The following is a 17,028-nucleotide window of genomic DNA, read 5'->3' on the forward strand; positions in this document are numbered from 1 at the left end:
CACGCAAGACGAAGCGCGTGCGGCTCTTCACCGAGTTCGTCTCCCGCAGGCTCGCCGCGTACGCGCCGCTTCTCGCGGGGCCGTCCGTATCGCGCGACTGACGCCCGGCAGGTCGCCGGCGACGCTTGCCGTAATCCGGTCGGAAGCCGGGCTGCGATCGCTTGAAGCGATGTCGTTCAGCTTGCACATTCGCGTAGCAAGGTTGTGATTTTCGCATCGAGATTTCGGGCAACGGTGAGGGCTTCCGAGTTGCCATAGGGCAGCAGAAAACTCTCCATTTTGTCATAAGAGACGTGCACACCATCGGGGCGCTCATCAATGAGCACTGTGACCGGAGCGTAAGATCCAGCATCGGGCACGTGCTTGACCATTTCTTTCATGATGAGTGGATTGCCGATCACAAGCCGTATGATTTTAGGCGTCTTGGATCCGGCTTCGCGACGCAGAATGTCGCCCAAGTCAAATTCCGCGAAGAGCATAAGGTCCGTTCGGCCGAGGCCGCTTCGTACAACGCGCTCCAAATCCGGGAAGGAATTTGTCGCCCTCGTTTCCTTGAAAAAATCGACCATGTTGGGCTGCCCGACCGCCGACTTGAGCGCCGCCACAATAGTGTCGAACGATTTTAAGCTCGTGAGGCTGAAGCGCTCCACTTCGATTTTTGCGATTGTCATTTTGTCCTCTGTAACAACTCTCATGGATAAAGTGCGCCTGATCCCGTCGGAACGCGCCTTGTGTCATTCAGCCGCGGGTTGGGCATCCAGGAAAGTCCGGACGTGGCTGACGAAGATGTCGTGGTGCTGAAACAGCGCGCCGTGCCCTGAATCGGGATAGAGGACCAACTGAGCGTTACTCAGTTCCCTAGACATTGCGTAAGCGTTGTTCGCAGGCAGCATGGTGTCGTGGCTGCCGCTGACCACAAGAACGGGCTGGCGGATAGCGCGCAGAATGGCGTGCCCGGGATCAGGTGTGGCGCACCAGGTGATCAGCGCCTTGGCCTGTGGATCGGTTACCGCGTTGCCGTTATCGGTGTCCCGATCATCCTTGCGCACCTTGGTCCTCTTCAGGAAGGCCAAGCCGGAAGACCGGCTGGCGGATGAATTCGTGAAGAACAGCGGCAGGCGGGGGTCCGGCACATCGGTTTGGGAAAACGCTTCCTGCAGAACCGCCAACAGGTGTTCCTCTCCGCCTTTCGGCGCGGTACCGACGAGTATGAGCTTCCGGACCAGCTGTCCGTGTTCGGCGGCGATCTGCTGAGCGACGCAGCCGCCGAGAGAAAAGCCAAGCAGGTCCACTTCGAGGAGGCCGAGCAAGTCGATGAAATCCACGGCGTCTCGTGCCATCGTCGCGACGTTGTCGGGCGTTTGACCGGTCGACCGGCCGACCCCTGCGTTGTCAAAGGCGATCACGGGGCGATCAGCGGCCAGAGCGTTGACGACGGCGGGATCCCATCCGTCGATGTTTCCCGAGAAGTGCTGCAGAAGAACCAGCGGAGTTCCAGTCGCGGGGCCGAGACGGCGATAGGCGAAGCGGATTCCGTGGCCTTCGATGTAACGGGTTGGCACCGTTTCGAGTGAGAGGGCGTCCTGGTTCGCGATGTCGAGTTGAGTCATATCGTACTCCGGATGCTTGGCATGAAATGATCGAGCGGGTGACGCACGTAGCGCGGCGACCGAAACCTTCCTCCAGGAAGTCGCTGGCGCTTCGCGCCATCGCGGTCCGAGGCGTTCCGCATTCCTCCGAGCGAGCGTGTGCGCTCCCGGCGCGACAGCGCCGGGAGCAGGTTCGTCACTTCGCGAGCGCGGCCTTTTCGATGACCTCGGCGACTTCCTTCGCATGGACCACGAGCGAGGCATGGCTGCCGGCGACTTCCGTCGTCTGAGCCTTCATCCTGGCTGCGAACAACTTCTGGACCTCGGGCGCGATGACTTTGTCCTTCGTGGTGATGACGTAGAACGTCGGCTTGTCGCGCCAGGCCGCAATGCTGACAGGCGCCTCGAACGCAGCGAGGCTCAGCGGAAGCTGCGAGTTGGCCAGGTGCTCGGCGATCTCAGGAGGAAGGTCAGCCGCGACGGCTGACGGAAACAGCTTGGGATCGATATACAGATTGCCCTTCGCGTCGGGATGGATCGCCTTGACGCCTTCGGTCTGCGGGCCGTCTTTGGCCAGCAACGCCAGGGATTGACCGACCTCCGGTGCGAAGGCGGAGACATAGACCAGCGCCGAGACCTTGGGATCATTGCCGGCTTGCGTGATCACCACGCCGCCCCATGAATGACCGACCAGAACGGTCCTGCCGTCCTGTTTCGCGAGCGCCTGCTTGGTGGCATCGACGTCAGCGGCGAGCGAAGTGAGCGGATTTTCCACGAGCGTGACGTTGTAGCCCTTCTTCGAGAGAATATCGGCAACGGGCTGCCAGCTCGTCTGGTCCACGAAAGCGCCGTGCACGAGCACGATGTTGTGGGCTGCTCCCTTGGGCAACTCAGCGGAATGGGCGGGGCCGACCCATGCCGTTCCGGCCAGGAGTACGGTGGCGGCTGAGAGAAGGATATTTAGCATTGATCGTTCCTGTTGATATGTCGGACGGAATAAGGTCCGGGGGAATGGACAGGCGTTTCCTGCCTGGTCGCGGTTTCTTCCATCCGCCGTTGGCGAAATGGTTGCCGCACATGACGTCGGCCCGCCGCGACATGACCTAGTTCGCGGGCTTTTCGGACGGTAGGGATCAATCGTCCGGATGTTGTGTCCGACCGTCCACCGGACTAACTTCGGCGGCATGGACATCCTTGCCCAAGTGCTCGATCGCGTTCGTCTCGGCGGGACGCTGCTGTTCCACTTCGAGCTCGGTCACCCCTGGAATCTGGCGCTGCCGGCGCGCCCCTACGCGCTGTTTCACTATCTCAGTCGGGGCTCCGCGACCCTCGCGCTCGAACTCGGACAGGAAATCCAGATGACCGAGGGCGATTTTGTCGTCATCACGCGCGGCGAGCCCCATGTGTTTTATTCGGATCGCCGGGCCAAGCCTTTGCAGATTGTGGACCTCGATCGATCGTCGGCACGTCTTGGCGTCGTTCGTCACGGCGGCCGTGCCAAGCCGCTCTCGACCATGATCTGCGGCAATTTCACCGTGTCGCGGCCCTCGTTCAGCAGCGGTGCTGGAAATGCTTCCGCCCGTGCTTCTGCTGAAGCCGACGGCGGACGGTGGCTGGCTCGAAGCCATCCTGCGGCGCATGGTGAGTGAGTCCGCGCACGAGCGTCCCGGCCAGCGCGTCGCGCTCTCACGACTGACGGAAGTGCTGTTTGTCGAGGTGCTCCGAAGCTGGATCGCGTCTCTCAGTCCCGGACAAGGCGGCTGGCTCGGGGCCATATCGGACCCGCATATCGGACCGGCGCTCAAGTTGATCCACGAAAACCCGGAGCGGCCCTGGACCCTGAGCGACCTCGGCCATCGCGTGGGGCTCGGCCGCTCCGTATTCTCGGCCCGCTTCACCAAGCTCGTCGGCCAGTCGATGCACCGCTATGTGATCGAACGCCGGATGGCGGAAGCGGCGTTCCTGCTCGAAACCAGCGATGAGCCCATCGCACGGATCGCGAGCCAGGTCGGGTACGAGACAGCGGCGGCGTTTTCGAAACTCTTTCATCGACATCATGGCATGTCGCCCGGCCGCTACCGGACCTCTCAGCGCCTTGATGGACACCAAGGTCAACCGCACGGTTCGGAAGTGCACGGTTCGGAAGTGAAAGTCTCCGATTGAATTTGCGTCAGTTGGTGCTCACCGTGAATGTCAGGCGTGCTGCCAACCTGCAACGCGACCACGTCTCTGCGAACCGCGCCATCCAATGTCCTGTTCACGAACGCCGGTTCTGATTTGAGCCCGCTCTCGCAAGATGCAGACTGAGCTGCTTCTCCGCCGCGCTGTCATCTCGCTCTCATCGCCGGTGCTCAATTGTCGCACCTTCGGTGTGAAGCATCTCACACGCACGCTTGCGTCAATGCTGCGATAGAGTACCTGTTGTGATTGAACGAGGTGAATTTAGTCGATTTGGCACACCCGCCATCACATCAGCCTCAAATGAGCTGCACACGCCAGAACGGCATGTTGAAATAGCCTCCAATCGGCCGCTCGGCCGATGAGAGCTATGGAGACACTATGGCTGACAAACACAAACAGAGCATGGTTGGTACGTGGACCAAATCCACGTCGGCTGCGTGTGCGGACAAGTACCCCGCCACTCTCACATTCTCGACCGGCACCTACCGCGGCATGCGCGGACCAGGGCAGGGCATGGTGTGGTGGGACGCGGGAATCTACCGTCTCGAAGATTCCAACACACTCGTCGTCGGGACGGCGACTGATGAACTTGTGACCTATCGCATTTCACTCAAGGCCGACCGATTTGAGTTTACGGATTCAGAGGGCTGTGTCGTGACCTATCGGCGCGCGTAGGACTGCGCACGCCACAGCTGACCGAAATAACGCGGCTGTACCCGCGAACGAGCCCGATGCTCACGTCGATCGTCTCACCCTTTCAACGAGGAGAAGACGACATGTGCAATTGCTCAGAGCATGAATCGAGTGGCAGCCTTTCCAAGATGACCGCGGCATCGGTCGAGCCCGCGATGAAGCCGCAAGTCCCGCTGTCGCGCCAGATCAGCTTCAGCGACGAGGAGTCCGGCGATCAGCCGGCCTCGACCGATCTGCAGCCGTTTCCGCCGTTCAGGCTCTGCAGGCTCGACTTCCGCGAAGGCTGCTACCAGATCAACTTCAGGCCGACCGCGGGCTTCGTGACCTTTGAAGGCACGCTGCGCGTCGATCGCTCGGCACCCGACGGCGGCGCCGACCATCTGATCGTCAGCGGCGATCTCTACTCGCGCCGGCCGGTGATCGGTCCGATCCCGCCGGTGGGGCCCGTGGTGCCGGTGGGCGACGCGGACGAAGATGAAGCGGCGGCGGGCTCGGGATTGACGAGCCTGGCCGGTTCGCTCAGTGCGCTCGATGACCCCCTGATTCCGTTTCCGATCCGCAGGCCGCGGATCCCCATCTTCCCCCGCGCGCGCTATCATTCCTATCTCAGGGTGACCAGCGTGTCCGCGCCGGTCGCGGTCCCGCCGCCGAAGAAGTGCGAGCTGACGATTGTCGCCGAGCAGTTCAATCACACGCAGCCGCCGGCCGGCCAGTTCAAGGGCACGTTCCCGGCTTCGCCGTCGCGCACCGTGACGATGAAGCTTTCAAAGTTGCCAGCGCCGTTTCCGTTCTCCCTGACCGGCGGGCCGTTCTACCAGGGCCGGCTGTTCGAAGGCGGCGTGGACAAGGGCAGCGTCACGCTCGCCTGGGTGTCGAAATTCTTCCGCCGCGCCACGCTGGAGATCGACACGCTGGTCGGAGCCGTCCGGCCCGCGCCGGTGCCTGACGGTGCCGGTGGCACCGAGTTCTTCGACACGGTCTTTGCGAAGACCGGCTGGCAGCTGTCGGTGGTGCAGGACCAGCTCAACGTTCCGGTGCCATCAGGCGTGGTGGCGACCAATTGCTGGAGCTCAGCGGATCTGCATGCGCTGATGACGACCGTACGCAATCCCGCGACGAATCTGGACACCGAATGGCGCGTGCACATGATCGTGGTGCCCGCCAAGCTCGGCTGCTCGCGCGGCATCATGTACGACCAGATCGGCGTACCTCGCGAAGGCTGCGCCAGCTTCTCCGATGACGGCTATCCCGTCTCGGACTCCTCGAACTTCGGTCTCGCCGCGAACAAGAAGCAACGCGACGTGCCGCGAGCGTTCCTGCGCAGCGCGACCCACGAGCTGACGCATACGCTGAACCAGATCCATCAGGAGCAGGAGACGGCGGCCGACAACTCGATCATGACCACGACGCCGAGTGTCGCGGACGTGCTCGGCGGTCCCGCGACCGGCGCACCCGGCGTGTTCCCGGACCAGATCGCGCTCGCGCACAACACCAACGTCCGTCATCACCTCAACCACATGCCGGATCCGGTCATTCGTCCGGGCGGATGGCCGTTCGCAAGCTGGTTCCCGACCGGTGCGCCGCAAGCCGCCGACCGGCACGACTTCGAACCTTCCGAGCTGGCGCTGACGGTCACGGCCACGACCGACCGCGTCGCGCTCGGCCAGCCGCTGGATCTGACCTGGACGATGACGAACACGAGCGGCGTGTCGCTGCGCGCGCCGAACGACGTCAGCACCGAGGCCCTGTTCGCATCGATCACCGTCACCGACGGCGAGGGGCACGAGCGTCCGGTCAGGCCCTTCGTGATCCTGTGCGAGCACGCGAAGCTTGGCGAGCTCGAGCCCGGCAAGAGCGTCACGGCGTCAGCCAAGGTGTTTTGGAGCACCGCGGGCTTCGCCTTCGAGAAACCGGGCCGCTACCGCGTCGACGTCGCGGTGTCGTGGTCGGCGCAGGGCGTGATGGTGGGCGTGCAGTCGGGGATCGACGTGTTCGTCGACTATCCGACCAGCGCGAGCGACAACCATTCGGCCAATCTCGTGCTGCATCCCGAGGTCGGCAAATGGGTGGCGCTCGGCGGCGATGCCTATCACCTCGGTGAAGCGTGCCGGCGATTGCAGGCGCTCAGCCAGACCGCAGTGCCGTCAGGCGCGCGCGCCGCAACGGTTGCGGCCGGCGACGATACGACCGCGCCGCGCGCGATCGACGGTTTTGCCGACATGCTGCCGGACCGCGCCAAGCTCGCCAGGTTGCGTCCCGAACTGTCCACTGAGACCAGCGGCCGTACGCTACGCGGACCGGCGCGAGCAGCCGCCCCAGGGCGCAAACGCGCGGCGAAGGCAAAGGGGCGCGCTGGACGGAAGCGGTAACGGGTTCGCCAGAGTCCGGTGAAGACCATCGGTGTCATGGGCGAGCGCACCTGCGACTGTGTTGTCGCAGGTGCGCCGTCACCTCCACCGACGGCGACGCGAAAGCGCGACTCTTTGGCCACGGGAAAGGAAAACGAAAACGTGGAAAGGGTATCGCTGCAACGAAACGGTGGTGGCCGGCCGCATGATTGATCAAGTCTCGGCAGACAGAGCGCCGGACATGATCTCAGGTGATGACCCCATGGACTCGCATCCCAATATTCCAGCGCCAGTCGCAATTTGGCTTGAACGATGGCGTCTGGTTCCGGACGGGGCACTGCTGACCACCCATTCCAGCTGGGTCCTGCCGGTCCGACACGAGGGCCGGCCTGCAATGCTCAAGATCGCCCGTATTCCCGATGAGGGGGCAGGCTATCGCCTTCTCACTTGGTGGGACGGTCAGGGCGCTGCGAGGGTCTTTGCCTCGAGTGCGGACGCTCTGCTGATGGAACGGGCCTCGGGAGCCGGTGATCTCGCGCAGATGGCCTGGTCGGGCCGGGACGACAAGGCATGCCGGATCCTCTGCGACACGGCGGCTCAGCTGCACACAACGCGGTCCGGCCCGCTTCCCGACCTGCACCCGCTGGAAGCCTGGTTTCAGCCGCTCTTCCAGCTCGCCCCGGACCATGCGGCACTCGCGCCCGCCGCCGACATCGCCCGCCAGCTCCTGGCCGCGCCACACGCCATCGGTCCGCTGCACGGCGACCTGCACCACGAGAATGTGCTCGACTTCGGTGAGCGGGGATGGCTGGCGATCGACCCGCATGGGTTGATCGGCGAACGAACATTCGACTATGCCAACATCTTCACGAACCCCGACCTCAGCGATCCCTGCCGTCCGCTTGCGACCCTGCCGGGTCGACTGGAGACCCGGCTGGATATCGTGGTCGCCGTGACGGGACTTCAGCCCGAGCGGCTGCTTCGCTGGATCGTTGCGTGGACTGGGTTGTCGGCAGCCTGGTTTATCGGCGACGGCGACGAGCAGGGCGCCGCCATCGACCTTACCATCAATACAATAGCTCGCCGCCTGCTCGCTTAGCCTCGGCGCGCGAGTGCTCGCTCATGACGCGGCCCCCGCGCGAGCGGCCGCGCCAAGACGCAAACGCGTGCGCCGTCATCTACACAGACGAATGACAGCAGTGTGAAATTCTCCATCGCTGCCGACGCTGTTTCATCTGCGCTCAGTTTCAGTATGATGTGATCTCGCTTTAAGCGTGTATTGTTGTAGGCTATCGCGCAGGGGCTGGCTCGCGTCCAATATCGGTTGTTCGAAGCTCCCGACCGTCGATCTACGACCAGCAGGGAGCAAATCATGGCCTGGCCTACGCTTGACGAACTCGTCTCGAACTTCGCGCCGATCCTTCATCTCGACAAGGACGAGGTCAATCTGCCTTCGTCGACCGACTGGTACATCGGCCAGGTCGGCTATCAGGCCGCCGGCGGCATCTATTCCGGTCCCGGTCAGTGGAATTGGGGGACGGCCGAGCAGAGCAGCCCCGACGACTATCTGGTCGCGCCGCAGGCCATATGGGCCTCGCTGATGAAGGGCTATATCCCCACCGCCACCAGCTATGTTCACGTCCTGCCGGTCGACGACCGCACCGACATGGTCGATCTCCAGTACTGGTTGTTTTATCCCTATAACGGACAGGAGACCTTCGAGGTCACCGGTTGGACCGGCAGTACCGGTCAGGCGCTGATGCCGCTCTCGATCCATTGGGGCGACTGGGAATGCGTCACGGTGCGCGTCAATATCGACCAGCAGGTCGTCGGCGTATTCTTCTCGCAGCATTCGGGCGGACAATGGTGCTCACCGAACGACGGCTTCCTGTCGCTCAGCGGTACGCACCCGAACGTCTATGTCGCGAGCGGGTCGCATGCCAACTATCCGGCCTCGAGCAACAGCACCTACGAGATCGGCGGCGTCGATGTGTGGGACGTGCGCTTCGCGRTCGCCGACTACGCGCGCGGCGGCGGTCCGACGGTCAATCTGGTCACCCCTAATCCGCCGGTCGTGATTCAGAACGATGCGCAGGCGATCCTTCCCACGCCCGTGACCCCGCCACCCTGGCTCGCCTTTAAGGGCCGCTGGGGACAGCCGATCGAGCCCACGCTGACCGACGCGGAGATCGGCACATTGGTTGCCGCCGCCGCCGACGGCATGCAACTGAATGTGCTGGTCGAGGAGGCCGTGCAGTACGTCGCAGGCTCGACGACGCTGCAGGCCTGGCTCTCGGAAGTGATCCTGCCGATCGCGAAAGGCGATCTGACCGGCCCAACGGGACCGTCGCAGAAGGGCTCCTGGGCTGTGACGCCGACCTTCCTCCCGTTCGGCACCGACGCGCCTATCGCTTCGAGCGTCAGTCTCGTTCCGGTGGCGCTGGCGACGATGCCGGGATCGCAAATCCTCTGCATCGGAATGGGAAATCCCTTGCCGCCAGCGATGCGTGCGTGGAGCCTCAATCAGGGTAAATGGTCCAGTGCGAAGTCGCCTACCATGAGCCCGTTCGGCGGACTGGCCGCCTGCGCGACGCCCTCGGGCGGACTGGCGCTGCTCGGTCTGGGCAAGACCAGCCTTCTCGCCTTCATCTCGTCCTCTGGGGCGTCCGGAGGGCCGTGGAGCGCAGCGGGGCTCTGGCCCGCACCGCCGGCCACGACCGGGGCCAGCATCGGCCAGCTCAACGGCGTCTGGTATATTGCCTGGGGCGGCGCCGACGGCAGCATCCAGTATCTCAGCACGACCGACTGGGTGCATTTCGGGTCTCCGCAAAGCGTGATGATTCCCAGCGTCGACGGCCCGGTGCCTGCGACGATCGCGGGCGGTGGGCTGGTGGCGCCTGCGGTGGAGAGCTGCGGGGGCGCGCTGGTGATCGTGGCGCCGATCGCCGGTCTCGAAAAGGGGATGCCGACGGTGCTCGGCGCCTATGTGTCGTCCGACGGTTCGAACTGGACCGGCCCCAATCTGCTGCCGAGCATGTCGCTCTGTTCGAACACCAGCGGCGCGCTCGCCGCAGGGCCGAACGGGACGCTCTATTGCTTCTATGCCGACAACAACAAGAAGGTGCGTTACTCGGTCACCAGCGACGGCGCGGACTGGAGCGATTCAGGCACGATCGCTGGCGCGTTCACCCAGCGGACGCCTAGCGTGGTCCCCTGGCAGGGCGGCTTTCTCGTCGTGCATCCCGGCAAGTCGTCACCGACGGTGTACTGGAACAGCGCGACCTTCGAGTAAGGCGCGATGCGCTGTCGGATGCAGGCGTCGATGTTGACGACGTCGATCGGCGTGTGATTGACCAAGCAGGGGCAGGCGGCGAAGGGGCGCCGCCGCCCCGATCACTGCACGGCACCTCGGCGCAAACGCCGGATGTGGATCATGCCATCCCATGATACGCCATCCGCACCGCTGCTTCCGGAGTTCGTGTTCATGTCCGCCGCAACTGCCCCGAACCAACAGCCCGCAACTTCCACCGAGACCGATCCCGAAGCGCTCGGCTGGATGAAGGGCCTCCCGCCAGCGCCCGACCGCACGATCACCTTCCAGAACGGCTCCTTCCGCAGCTTTCCCGAAAAAGCGCTGGGCCTGGAGCAACGTCCGCCAGTTGGTGCCGACGGTGAATGTCTGGCGCGGAGCAGGGCCTGCGTCGGTGCTGCCGCGTGAGGACCACGACATCGGCGCGGTCGCCTCGACCACCATGGACGGGCGCCCGATGACGTTCGCAAAGATGCTGGAGGAGACCTACACCGACGGCATCGCGGTGCTGCATCGGGGCAGGCTGATCTATGAGCGCTATTTTGGCGTGTTGAAGCCGCACAAGCCGCATATCGCGATGTCGGTGACGAAATCCTTCACGGGCGTGCTCGCCGGCATTCTGGTCACCGAGGGCAAGATCGATCCGCAGGCGCTCGTGCCGGATTATGTGCCGGAGCTGAAGGCCAGCGCGTTCGGCGATGCGCGCGTGCACGAGGTCATGGATATGACCACGGGGCTCGAATACACCGAAGTCTATACCGACAAGAACTCCCACGTGTGGGGCTTGCGGCGTGCCAACGGCATGGCGCCGATTCCGCCTGACTATGACGGTGCGACCAATATCTTCGATTTCCTTGCCGCGCAGAAGAAGCAGGGCGAGCACGGCAAGGCCTTTGCCTACAAGACCGTCAACACCGACGTGCTCGCCTGGATCTGCCGGCGCGTCAGCGGCATGACGTTGTCCGACCTTCTCTCCGAACGCGTCTGGACGCCAATGGGCGCGGAGGAGGACGCGCATTATCACGTCGATCGCATCGGCACCGAGAGCGGTGGTGGCGGCCTCTCGACCACGTTGCGCGATCTCGCCCGCTTCGGCGAGACCATGCGCAATCATGGCCGATTCAACGGCCGCCAGATCGTCCCGTCACAGGTGGTCGAGGATATCGCGCGCGGCGGCGATCCCGAGAAGTTCAAGCCGGCCGGCTACACCACGCTGCCCGGCGCGTCCTATCGCAACCAATGGTGGGTCACGCACAACGCCCACGGCGCCTATATGGCGCGGGGCGTTCACGGCCAGGGCATCTACGTCGATCCGAAGGCCGAGATGGTGATCGCGCGCTACGCATCGCACCCCGTCGCGGGCAACGCCGCCAACGACCCCGTGACGCTGCCGGCCTATATGGCGCTGGCAAAGGAGCTGATGGCCGGCGGGTAGGGCGTGGCGGGGGCTGATGGCGTAGGGTGGATTAGCCGAAGGCGTAATCCACCATCTGTCATCGAGCCGCGTTGAAGATGGCGGATTACGCTTCGCTAATCCGCCCTACGGGGCCGACGAATTCGCGACAACTTCCAAACCGCAAGATCGGTCGAGCAAATGATCGCCGTCAGCGGCTATCTGGAGCCGCCACGGAGGAGGGACGATGAAGGYGGCGCTGCAAAACTATCAGAATCGGATGCGGCGGGTGCTGGACCATATCGACCGGCATCTCGACAGCGATCTGGACCTGGAAACGCTGAGCAGCGTTGCGGCCTTCTCGAAATTTCATTTCCACCGGCAGTTTACGGCGACCTTCGGGTTGTCAGTGCATCGCTATGTCCAGCTGGCCCGTATGAAGCGCGCTTCCTACATGCTGGCCTACAGTGACGCCCTTGGTGTCACTGACATCGCGATGGACGCCGGTTACGATGCACCGGACGCCTTTGCCCGCGCCTTTCGGCAACGGTTCGGGCAATCACCGTCGTCGTTCCGCAATTCTCCCGACTGGGAGCCGTGGCTTGTGGCCTTCGGGCCTCTCGACAACGCGAGGAGCAAGCTCATGAAGACTTTTACCACCGACGACGTGACGATACGCGATGTGCCCTCCACGAGGGTGGCGATCATGGAGCATCGGGGCGACCCGGCGACGCTCGGCGACACCATCCGGCGGTTCATCGCGTGGCGCAAGGCAGCCGGCCTGCACCCCAGGACAAGTCCGACCTTCAATGTCTGGCGGTCCGAACGGCGTCCTTCCTCGCCCGCCACTTACAGCACGGACCTCTGTGTCGGGACCGACCAGCCGATCGAGGCGAATGGCGAAGAGATCAAGGCCGGCGAGATCCCCGGCGGACGCTGCGCGGTGCTGCGGGTCGTCGGCTACACCGACAATCTGGAGCCCGCCGCGCTCTACCTTTATCGCGACTGGCTTCCGGCCAGCGGCGAGGAAGCACGCGACTTCCCGATCTATTGCCAGCGGCTGAGTTTCTTCCCGGAGGTGCCGGAGCATGAGACGGTTGCGGACGTGTTCCTGCCGCTGAAATAGCGCCCTCCGACGGCGGACGAACTGGCATCAATCAATATCGCGCGCTCCATGCGTCGTACGGTCTGCCCGGAGCGCCAGCCACAGCGGCACGGTCTCACTAATATAAGAGTTGACTTATATTAGTTAGGGCCGATATTCGCCATTGCGCGAAACGATACGGAGGGATGCAATGGAAATCGACGTCGCCAGGGTCTTGGGGCTTGTCACGCGTTCGGTGAAGAATTTCGAGAAGGATGGAAAAGCAGCCAGCACGGTGACGCTGACGCGGCTTTACGAGACCAGTGTCGACGATCTCTGGGACGCAGTGACCAGCCGGCAACGCATTCCGCGCTGGTTCCTGCCGGTCGAGGGAGACCTCCAGCTGGGCGGAAGGTACCAGCTGAAGGGGAACGCGGGCGGCACCATTACGGCATGTGCGCCGCCGACGCATTTTGCAGCGACGTGGGAATTCGGCGGCGGGATAAGCTGGATCGACGTCAAGCTGGCGGCAGAACGAGATCAGGCGCGTCTGACGCTGGAGCACACCGCAATTATCGAGGACCATTGGAATCAGTTCGGTCCTGGTGCGGTGGGTATCGGTTGGGATCTCGCCATCGCGGGATTGGAACGATATGTTGCGACCGGCGCATCGGTCGACCACGAGACGGCCGAGGCTTGGATGGGCTCTCCTGCCGGTAAGGAATTCATGACGACAAGCGGTGAATATTGGTGCGCGGCGCATGTCGCAAGCGGGGTCGATCCTGATACGGCGAAGCAGCGCTCCGACCGCACCATCGCCTTCTACCGCGGCGAGATGCCGCCTGACGTCGCACATCCGGGCACAGGAAGCTGATGCACGTCTTCGAGGTCCTCGCCGATCCCGTGCGCCGTCGCATCCTCGAGCTGCTCGCCCCGGGGGAGATGGCGTCCGGTGAGGTCGTTGAAGCGATCGGGGCCGAGTTCGGGATCACGCAGGCGGCCGTGTCGCAGCATCTCAAGGTGCTGCGCGAGAGCGGCTTTGCGACGGTTCGGGCGGAGGCGCAAAGACGACTCTATTCGGTCGACGGTGCGGGGCTTCGGTCGGTGGATGCGTGGATCGGTCAGTTCAGGAATTTCTGGGAGCCGAAGCTGGACGCGCTGGCGACGGAGATCGCGCGCGGCAAACGGGAGCGACGTCACGCGCCGATGACCAAACGGAGCGGGAAGAGGGCGTGAGCTCCATAATGTAGGATGGGTTTCGCTTCGCTCTATCCATCCTGCGCGCTCATCTCCCCAGCGCCATCCGCGCTTTCGATATCAGCGCGTTTTCGTCCCGCGCGTTCGCTTGTCATCAGCGTGAACGCGCGTTTTGCCGGCAGCGACCGGGCGGCCCTTCACGTGATCGATGAAGGCTCTCAGTTTCGGCATCGTTTGATGACGGCTCGGATAGTAGAGAAACACGCCCGGCGCCATTGGCGCGAAAGACTTCAGGACCTGTGCGAGCTTTCCCGTCTTCACCAGGCTGGTGGCGATCGGCGCGGGCACTTGCGCAAGTCCCATGCCTTCCACGGCGGCGCCAAGCATGGTGGGAAAGTCGTGGGCAATCAGCGGCCCCGAGACGATCGCTTCGACTGTCTTGTTGCCATCGACAAGAGACCAGGGCGCGATCGATCCGTTGCTGCGGCGAATGCGCAGGCATGCGTGCCGACGCAGGTCGTCGATACGCTCGGGCCGCCCGTGCCGGCTTAGATAGTCGGGGCTGCCGACGACCACGAACGGGAAGGGGGGCGTCAGCCGGACCGCGACCATGTCGGTGGCGATGAACTGGCCCATCCGGACGCCGGCATCAAACCCCTTGGCCGCGAGGTCGACCAATTCCTCGCCGGCGGCGATTTCCACTTCGACCTCGGGATAGGCCTGGCAGAAGGATGCGATCAGCGGCTCCAGCAGGATCGGTATCACCGCGCGCGGCACGGTGAGGCGCAACAGTCCAGTCGGCCGCTGCCCAAGATCGCGCGCAACCTCGCTTGCGGCGACAAGCTCCTCGAAAGCGGGTTTTGCGCGCGAGAGGAACCGCGCGCCGGCCTCGGTCAGGCCGACACTGCGTGTCGTGCGTATGAACAAGGCTGCGCCGACACGTGCCTCGAGCGCGCGGACCGCCTGGCTGATGGCCGATGGCGTGACGCCGAGCTCCGCGGCTGCGCGGCGGAAACTGCGGTACTGGGCGACGCGCAGGAACGCTTCCACGCCATCGAGCGCGCCTTGTCTGACTGTGAAGTTCTGCTTCATAGCCCATCAACATTATCCCGAATAGTCGCTCGCGCCAATCGATCGTATGTCTCGCTCGCAGATCGGAACCATCGCTGATGGCGGACATCTGCGACGTCAGCGCGATCTCAGAGAACCAAGGGGGCCGCCGTGCTCCGGAAAACGAGACCGATGAAAGTCATCCGTAAATTTGTCGTCATGCTCACCCTAACCCTGATGGGAGCGACTTCCATGACCGATCCATCCGTTGCCCAAACACAAGCCATCTCACAAGCCATGTCGCCCACAACCACCGGGGTGATGGTCATCCTGACCGTGAAGGCGGGCGTCACGCGCGAGCAGGTCATGGCCGTCATGCCCGCTGAAATCCAGCAGACGGTGCAGCTCTATCTCAATGGGAAAATTCGCGAGTGGTATTCACGTGGCGATGGGCGCGGAGCGGTCTTCCTCGTCGATGCCGGGGATGTCGCCGGGGCGCAGGCGATCATGGAGGATCTCCCATTGGCCAGGCAAGATCTGATGGACCACGAGTATATCGCAATCGGTCCGCTTTTGCCGCTCCGCTCGCTCATGGCCAATCCCGAGCGTCGGCAATAAGGGCGAGACTCGGATGGAGGGCGGCCGATGACCACCGATGCTGCTCCCGCTGCGATCGCCCCGCCGCTTCGGGCCTGGCATAGCCTGCTTTGGACCGTCCCATTCACGGCACTGTGGACCTCGTTGCTCTACGCGCTAGTCGCGATCTGATCGGAGGCCAAAATGACGACAGAAACTCTCTTCCAGATACATCTTGTCCTCGGTTATGTCGCGTGGCTGCTCTGCTTCGGCACGTATGTCTGGCCCTGGCTCAGGTCGATGGACGGGCGCGACGCGCACCGTGCCATCGCCACTCTGCACAGCTTCCGCTTCTTCGGGCTCGTCTTCATCCTTCCCGGCATCGTGAGCCCGGACCTGCCGGCTCGCTTCGCCATGTTCGCCGCCTGGGGCGACTTCGCGACCGGGGTGCTGGCCATGCTGGCGCTTCTCACGGTGAGGATACGCACGCTCTTCTGGCTGTTCGTCGTCGCCTTCAATCTCGCGGGCACGGTCGATCTCGTCGTCGACTACTATGACGCCATCCAGGTCGGCCTTCCCGCGCATGCGGAGTGGCTTGGCTCAACCTACGCGATCCCGATCATCTACGTGCCGCTGCTGATGATCACGCACGTCACCGCGTTCTATTTTCTGGCACGCCCTCGGCTCGGCGCCGATGCCGCGGCACTGGCCGGCGCGGCCTGAGACGAACCGCTAAAGTAGGAGTTCCCTCCGACAGAGGCCTCGCCCTCCCTACCAATCGGCGGCTGCCTCGAGCAGCCGTTGGCGCATGAAGGCAAGGCGCGGCCGTTTGCGTTCCGGTCGGCGTATGAACGGTGAGGATTGAGCCGATCAGGTCACGCAACGGCCGGGCTGCAGAAGCCTTGCGACTTCCGTGAGCGCGCTGACCACGGGCTCGCAGGCAAGTGTCGGCTTACGGCTCTGATTCCGCAGCAGCGTCGGCGGCTTGGTGGTGCGGGCCTGCGCAGCCGGAATACGCAGCAAGACCGAGGTATCGGCGAGATCGTTCAAGCGCAGCGAAACCGTTTTCGTCGGAACTGCGAAAGGCTTGCGGTCGGCAAGATGATCTGCCTTGCCGGCGCGATTGACGATGTGGCTTGGCTGTTCGGAGACCGCCTGCCGGCGGTTTACGAGGTCGTGACCTGAAGCGTATTGCACTGCACCGAGCGTCAACGCGGTCGCGACAGCGCCTAGAAGAGCTTTGCGAATCTGTGACATGGCTTCGCTCCTCGCCCCATGGCGATTGTCGTTCCTTACGCAGCGCCCCCTCGGCCCATCGCTTCCTGTGGTCGCTTTCTAATGGCCGGCGGTTTCACCATGCCTTCGTGAACGCCGGAAAATGGTTTCATCCCGGCAGGTTTTGTTTCGTCGCATTGAAGGAGGTCTTGGTTCCCGCGTTCGCACAGCGGTTACGTCCGCGTTGGGTCTTGGGTGTGTGCAAACGGATAGGTCGGCACGCGGCCGTGGTCGCCAATCGTTGCAGGCGGCCGATGTCTCGCGTCGGAGCGTCCAATGACTGGCCAAAGTGGGTATCGCGACGCGATATTGCGCTTTTGGAGGCACTTTCC

Annotated in this window: 14 protein-coding genes and 3 pseudogenes; 12 read left to right on the forward strand and 5 right to left on the reverse strand. The window is 63.6% G+C overall.

The window, feature by feature from the left end; genetic code table 11:
* Window positions 1–101 (forward strand): annotated as a pseudogene (locus AB4Z51_RS40160) (LysR family transcriptional regulator); the annotation flags it as partial.
* Between the two features lie 75 nt (window positions 102–176).
* Here the strand turns inward: AB4Z51_RS40160 and AB4Z51_RS40165 are convergent.
* The 3 genes from AB4Z51_RS40165 to AB4Z51_RS40175 form a co-directional block, all read right to left on the reverse strand.
* The gene (locus AB4Z51_RS40165) at window positions 177–671 is read right to left on the reverse strand and encodes a DUF302 domain-containing protein (protein ID WP_441268234.1); all 495 of its coding nucleotides are present in this window, start codon (window positions 669–671) and stop codon (window positions 177–179) included.
* Between the two features lie 63 nt (window positions 672–734).
* Window positions 735–1,610, reverse strand: a complete 876-nt coding sequence (locus AB4Z51_RS40170; RefSeq protein ID WP_441268233.1) for an alpha/beta fold hydrolase — start codon at window positions 1,608–1,610, stop codon at window positions 735–737.
* A 175-nt stretch (window positions 1,611–1,785) separates the two neighbouring features.
* Window positions 1,786–2,556 (reverse strand): alpha/beta hydrolase, encoded by a 771-nt coding sequence (locus AB4Z51_RS40175; protein ID WP_063983778.1) that lies wholly within the window; start codon window positions 2,554–2,556, stop codon window positions 1,786–1,788.
* Window positions 2,557–2,773: 217 nt separating this feature from the next.
* On the opposite strand from AB4Z51_RS40175, the pseudogene AB4Z51_RS40180 reads away from it, so the two are divergent.
* The 9 genes and pseudogenes from AB4Z51_RS40180 (at window position 2,774) to AB4Z51_RS40220 (ending at window position 13,834) form a co-directional block, all read left to right on the forward strand.
* Window positions 2,774–3,752, forward strand: a pseudogene (locus AB4Z51_RS40180) (cupin domain-containing protein).
* A gap of 396 nt (window positions 3,753–4,148) precedes the next feature.
* Window positions 4,149–4,445, forward strand: a complete 297-nt coding sequence (locus tag AB4Z51_RS40185; protein WP_441499330.1) for a hypothetical protein — start codon at window positions 4,149–4,151, stop codon at window positions 4,443–4,445.
* A gap of 101 nt (window positions 4,446–4,546) precedes the next feature.
* Entirely contained in the window at window positions 4,547–6,832 is a 2,286-nt protein-coding gene (locus AB4Z51_RS40190) for a hypothetical protein (RefSeq protein WP_441499331.1), read from the forward strand.
* 241 nt (window positions 6,833–7,073) lie between these two features.
* The gene (locus AB4Z51_RS40195; protein ID WP_441499335.1) at window positions 7,074–7,910 is read left to right on the forward strand and encodes an APH(6)-I family aminoglycoside O-phosphotransferase; all 837 of its coding nucleotides are present in this window, start codon (window positions 7,074–7,076) and stop codon (window positions 7,908–7,910) included.
* 273 nt (window positions 7,911–8,183) lie between these two features.
* Window positions 8,184–10,103 (forward strand): Vps62-related protein, encoded by a 1,920-nt coding sequence (locus AB4Z51_RS40200; RefSeq protein WP_441499332.1) that lies wholly within the window; start codon window positions 8,184–8,186, stop codon window positions 10,101–10,103.
* Window positions 10,104–10,295: 192 nt separating this feature from the next.
* A pseudogene (locus tag AB4Z51_RS40205) lies at window positions 10,296–11,556 on the forward strand (serine hydrolase domain-containing protein).
* A 205-nt stretch (window positions 11,557–11,761) separates the two neighbouring features.
* Window positions 11,762–12,640: an AraC family transcriptional regulator gene (locus tag AB4Z51_RS40210; RefSeq protein ID WP_441499333.1), complete on the forward strand. Its 879-nt coding sequence runs from the start codon at window positions 11,762–11,764 to the stop codon at window positions 12,638–12,640.
* 169 nt (window positions 12,641–12,809) lie between these two features.
* Window positions 12,810–13,472, forward strand: coding sequence for an SRPBCC family protein (locus tag AB4Z51_RS40215; RefSeq protein WP_135214286.1), 663 nt, complete (start codon window positions 12,810–12,812; stop codon window positions 13,470–13,472).
* Window positions 13,472–13,834 (forward strand): ArsR/SmtB family transcription factor, encoded by a 363-nt coding sequence (locus tag AB4Z51_RS40220; protein ID WP_135214285.1) that lies wholly within the window; start codon window positions 13,472–13,474, stop codon window positions 13,832–13,834. The genes AB4Z51_RS40215 and AB4Z51_RS40220 overlap by 1 nt, the downstream gene beginning before the upstream one ends.
* Window positions 13,835–13,915: 81 nt before the next feature.
* Here the strand turns inward: AB4Z51_RS40220 and AB4Z51_RS40225 are convergent, their stop codons facing one another.
* Window positions 13,916–14,887, reverse strand: coding sequence for a LysR family transcriptional regulator (locus AB4Z51_RS40225; RefSeq protein WP_439034730.1), 972 nt, complete (start codon window positions 14,885–14,887; stop codon window positions 13,916–13,918).
* Between the two features lie 150 nt (window positions 14,888–15,037).
* On the opposite strand from AB4Z51_RS40225, the gene AB4Z51_RS40230 reads away from it, so the two are divergent.
* A complete protein-coding gene (locus tag AB4Z51_RS40230; protein ID WP_441268229.1) occupies window positions 15,038–15,463 on the forward strand; it encodes a hypothetical protein in 426 nt (141 codons plus the stop codon).
* A gap of 162 nt (window positions 15,464–15,625) precedes the next feature.
* The gene (locus AB4Z51_RS40235) at window positions 15,626–16,144 is read left to right on the forward strand and encodes a hypothetical protein (RefSeq protein WP_439034732.1); all 519 of its coding nucleotides are present in this window, start codon (window positions 15,626–15,628) and stop codon (window positions 16,142–16,144) included.
* 147 nt (window positions 16,145–16,291) lie between these two features.
* Here the strand turns inward: AB4Z51_RS40235 and AB4Z51_RS40240 are convergent, their stop codons facing one another.
* On the reverse strand, window positions 16,292–16,678 hold the full coding sequence (locus tag AB4Z51_RS40240; RefSeq protein WP_441499334.1) for a hypothetical protein: 387 nt from the start codon (window positions 16,676–16,678) through the stop codon (window positions 16,292–16,294).
* Between the last annotated feature and the right edge of the window lie 350 nt (window positions 16,679–17,028).

The sequence above is a fragment of the Bradyrhizobium sp. 2TAF36 genome (assembly GCF_052114925.1).
Classification (GTDB): Bacteria; Pseudomonadota; Alphaproteobacteria; order Rhizobiales; family Xanthobacteraceae; genus Bradyrhizobium; species Bradyrhizobium barranii.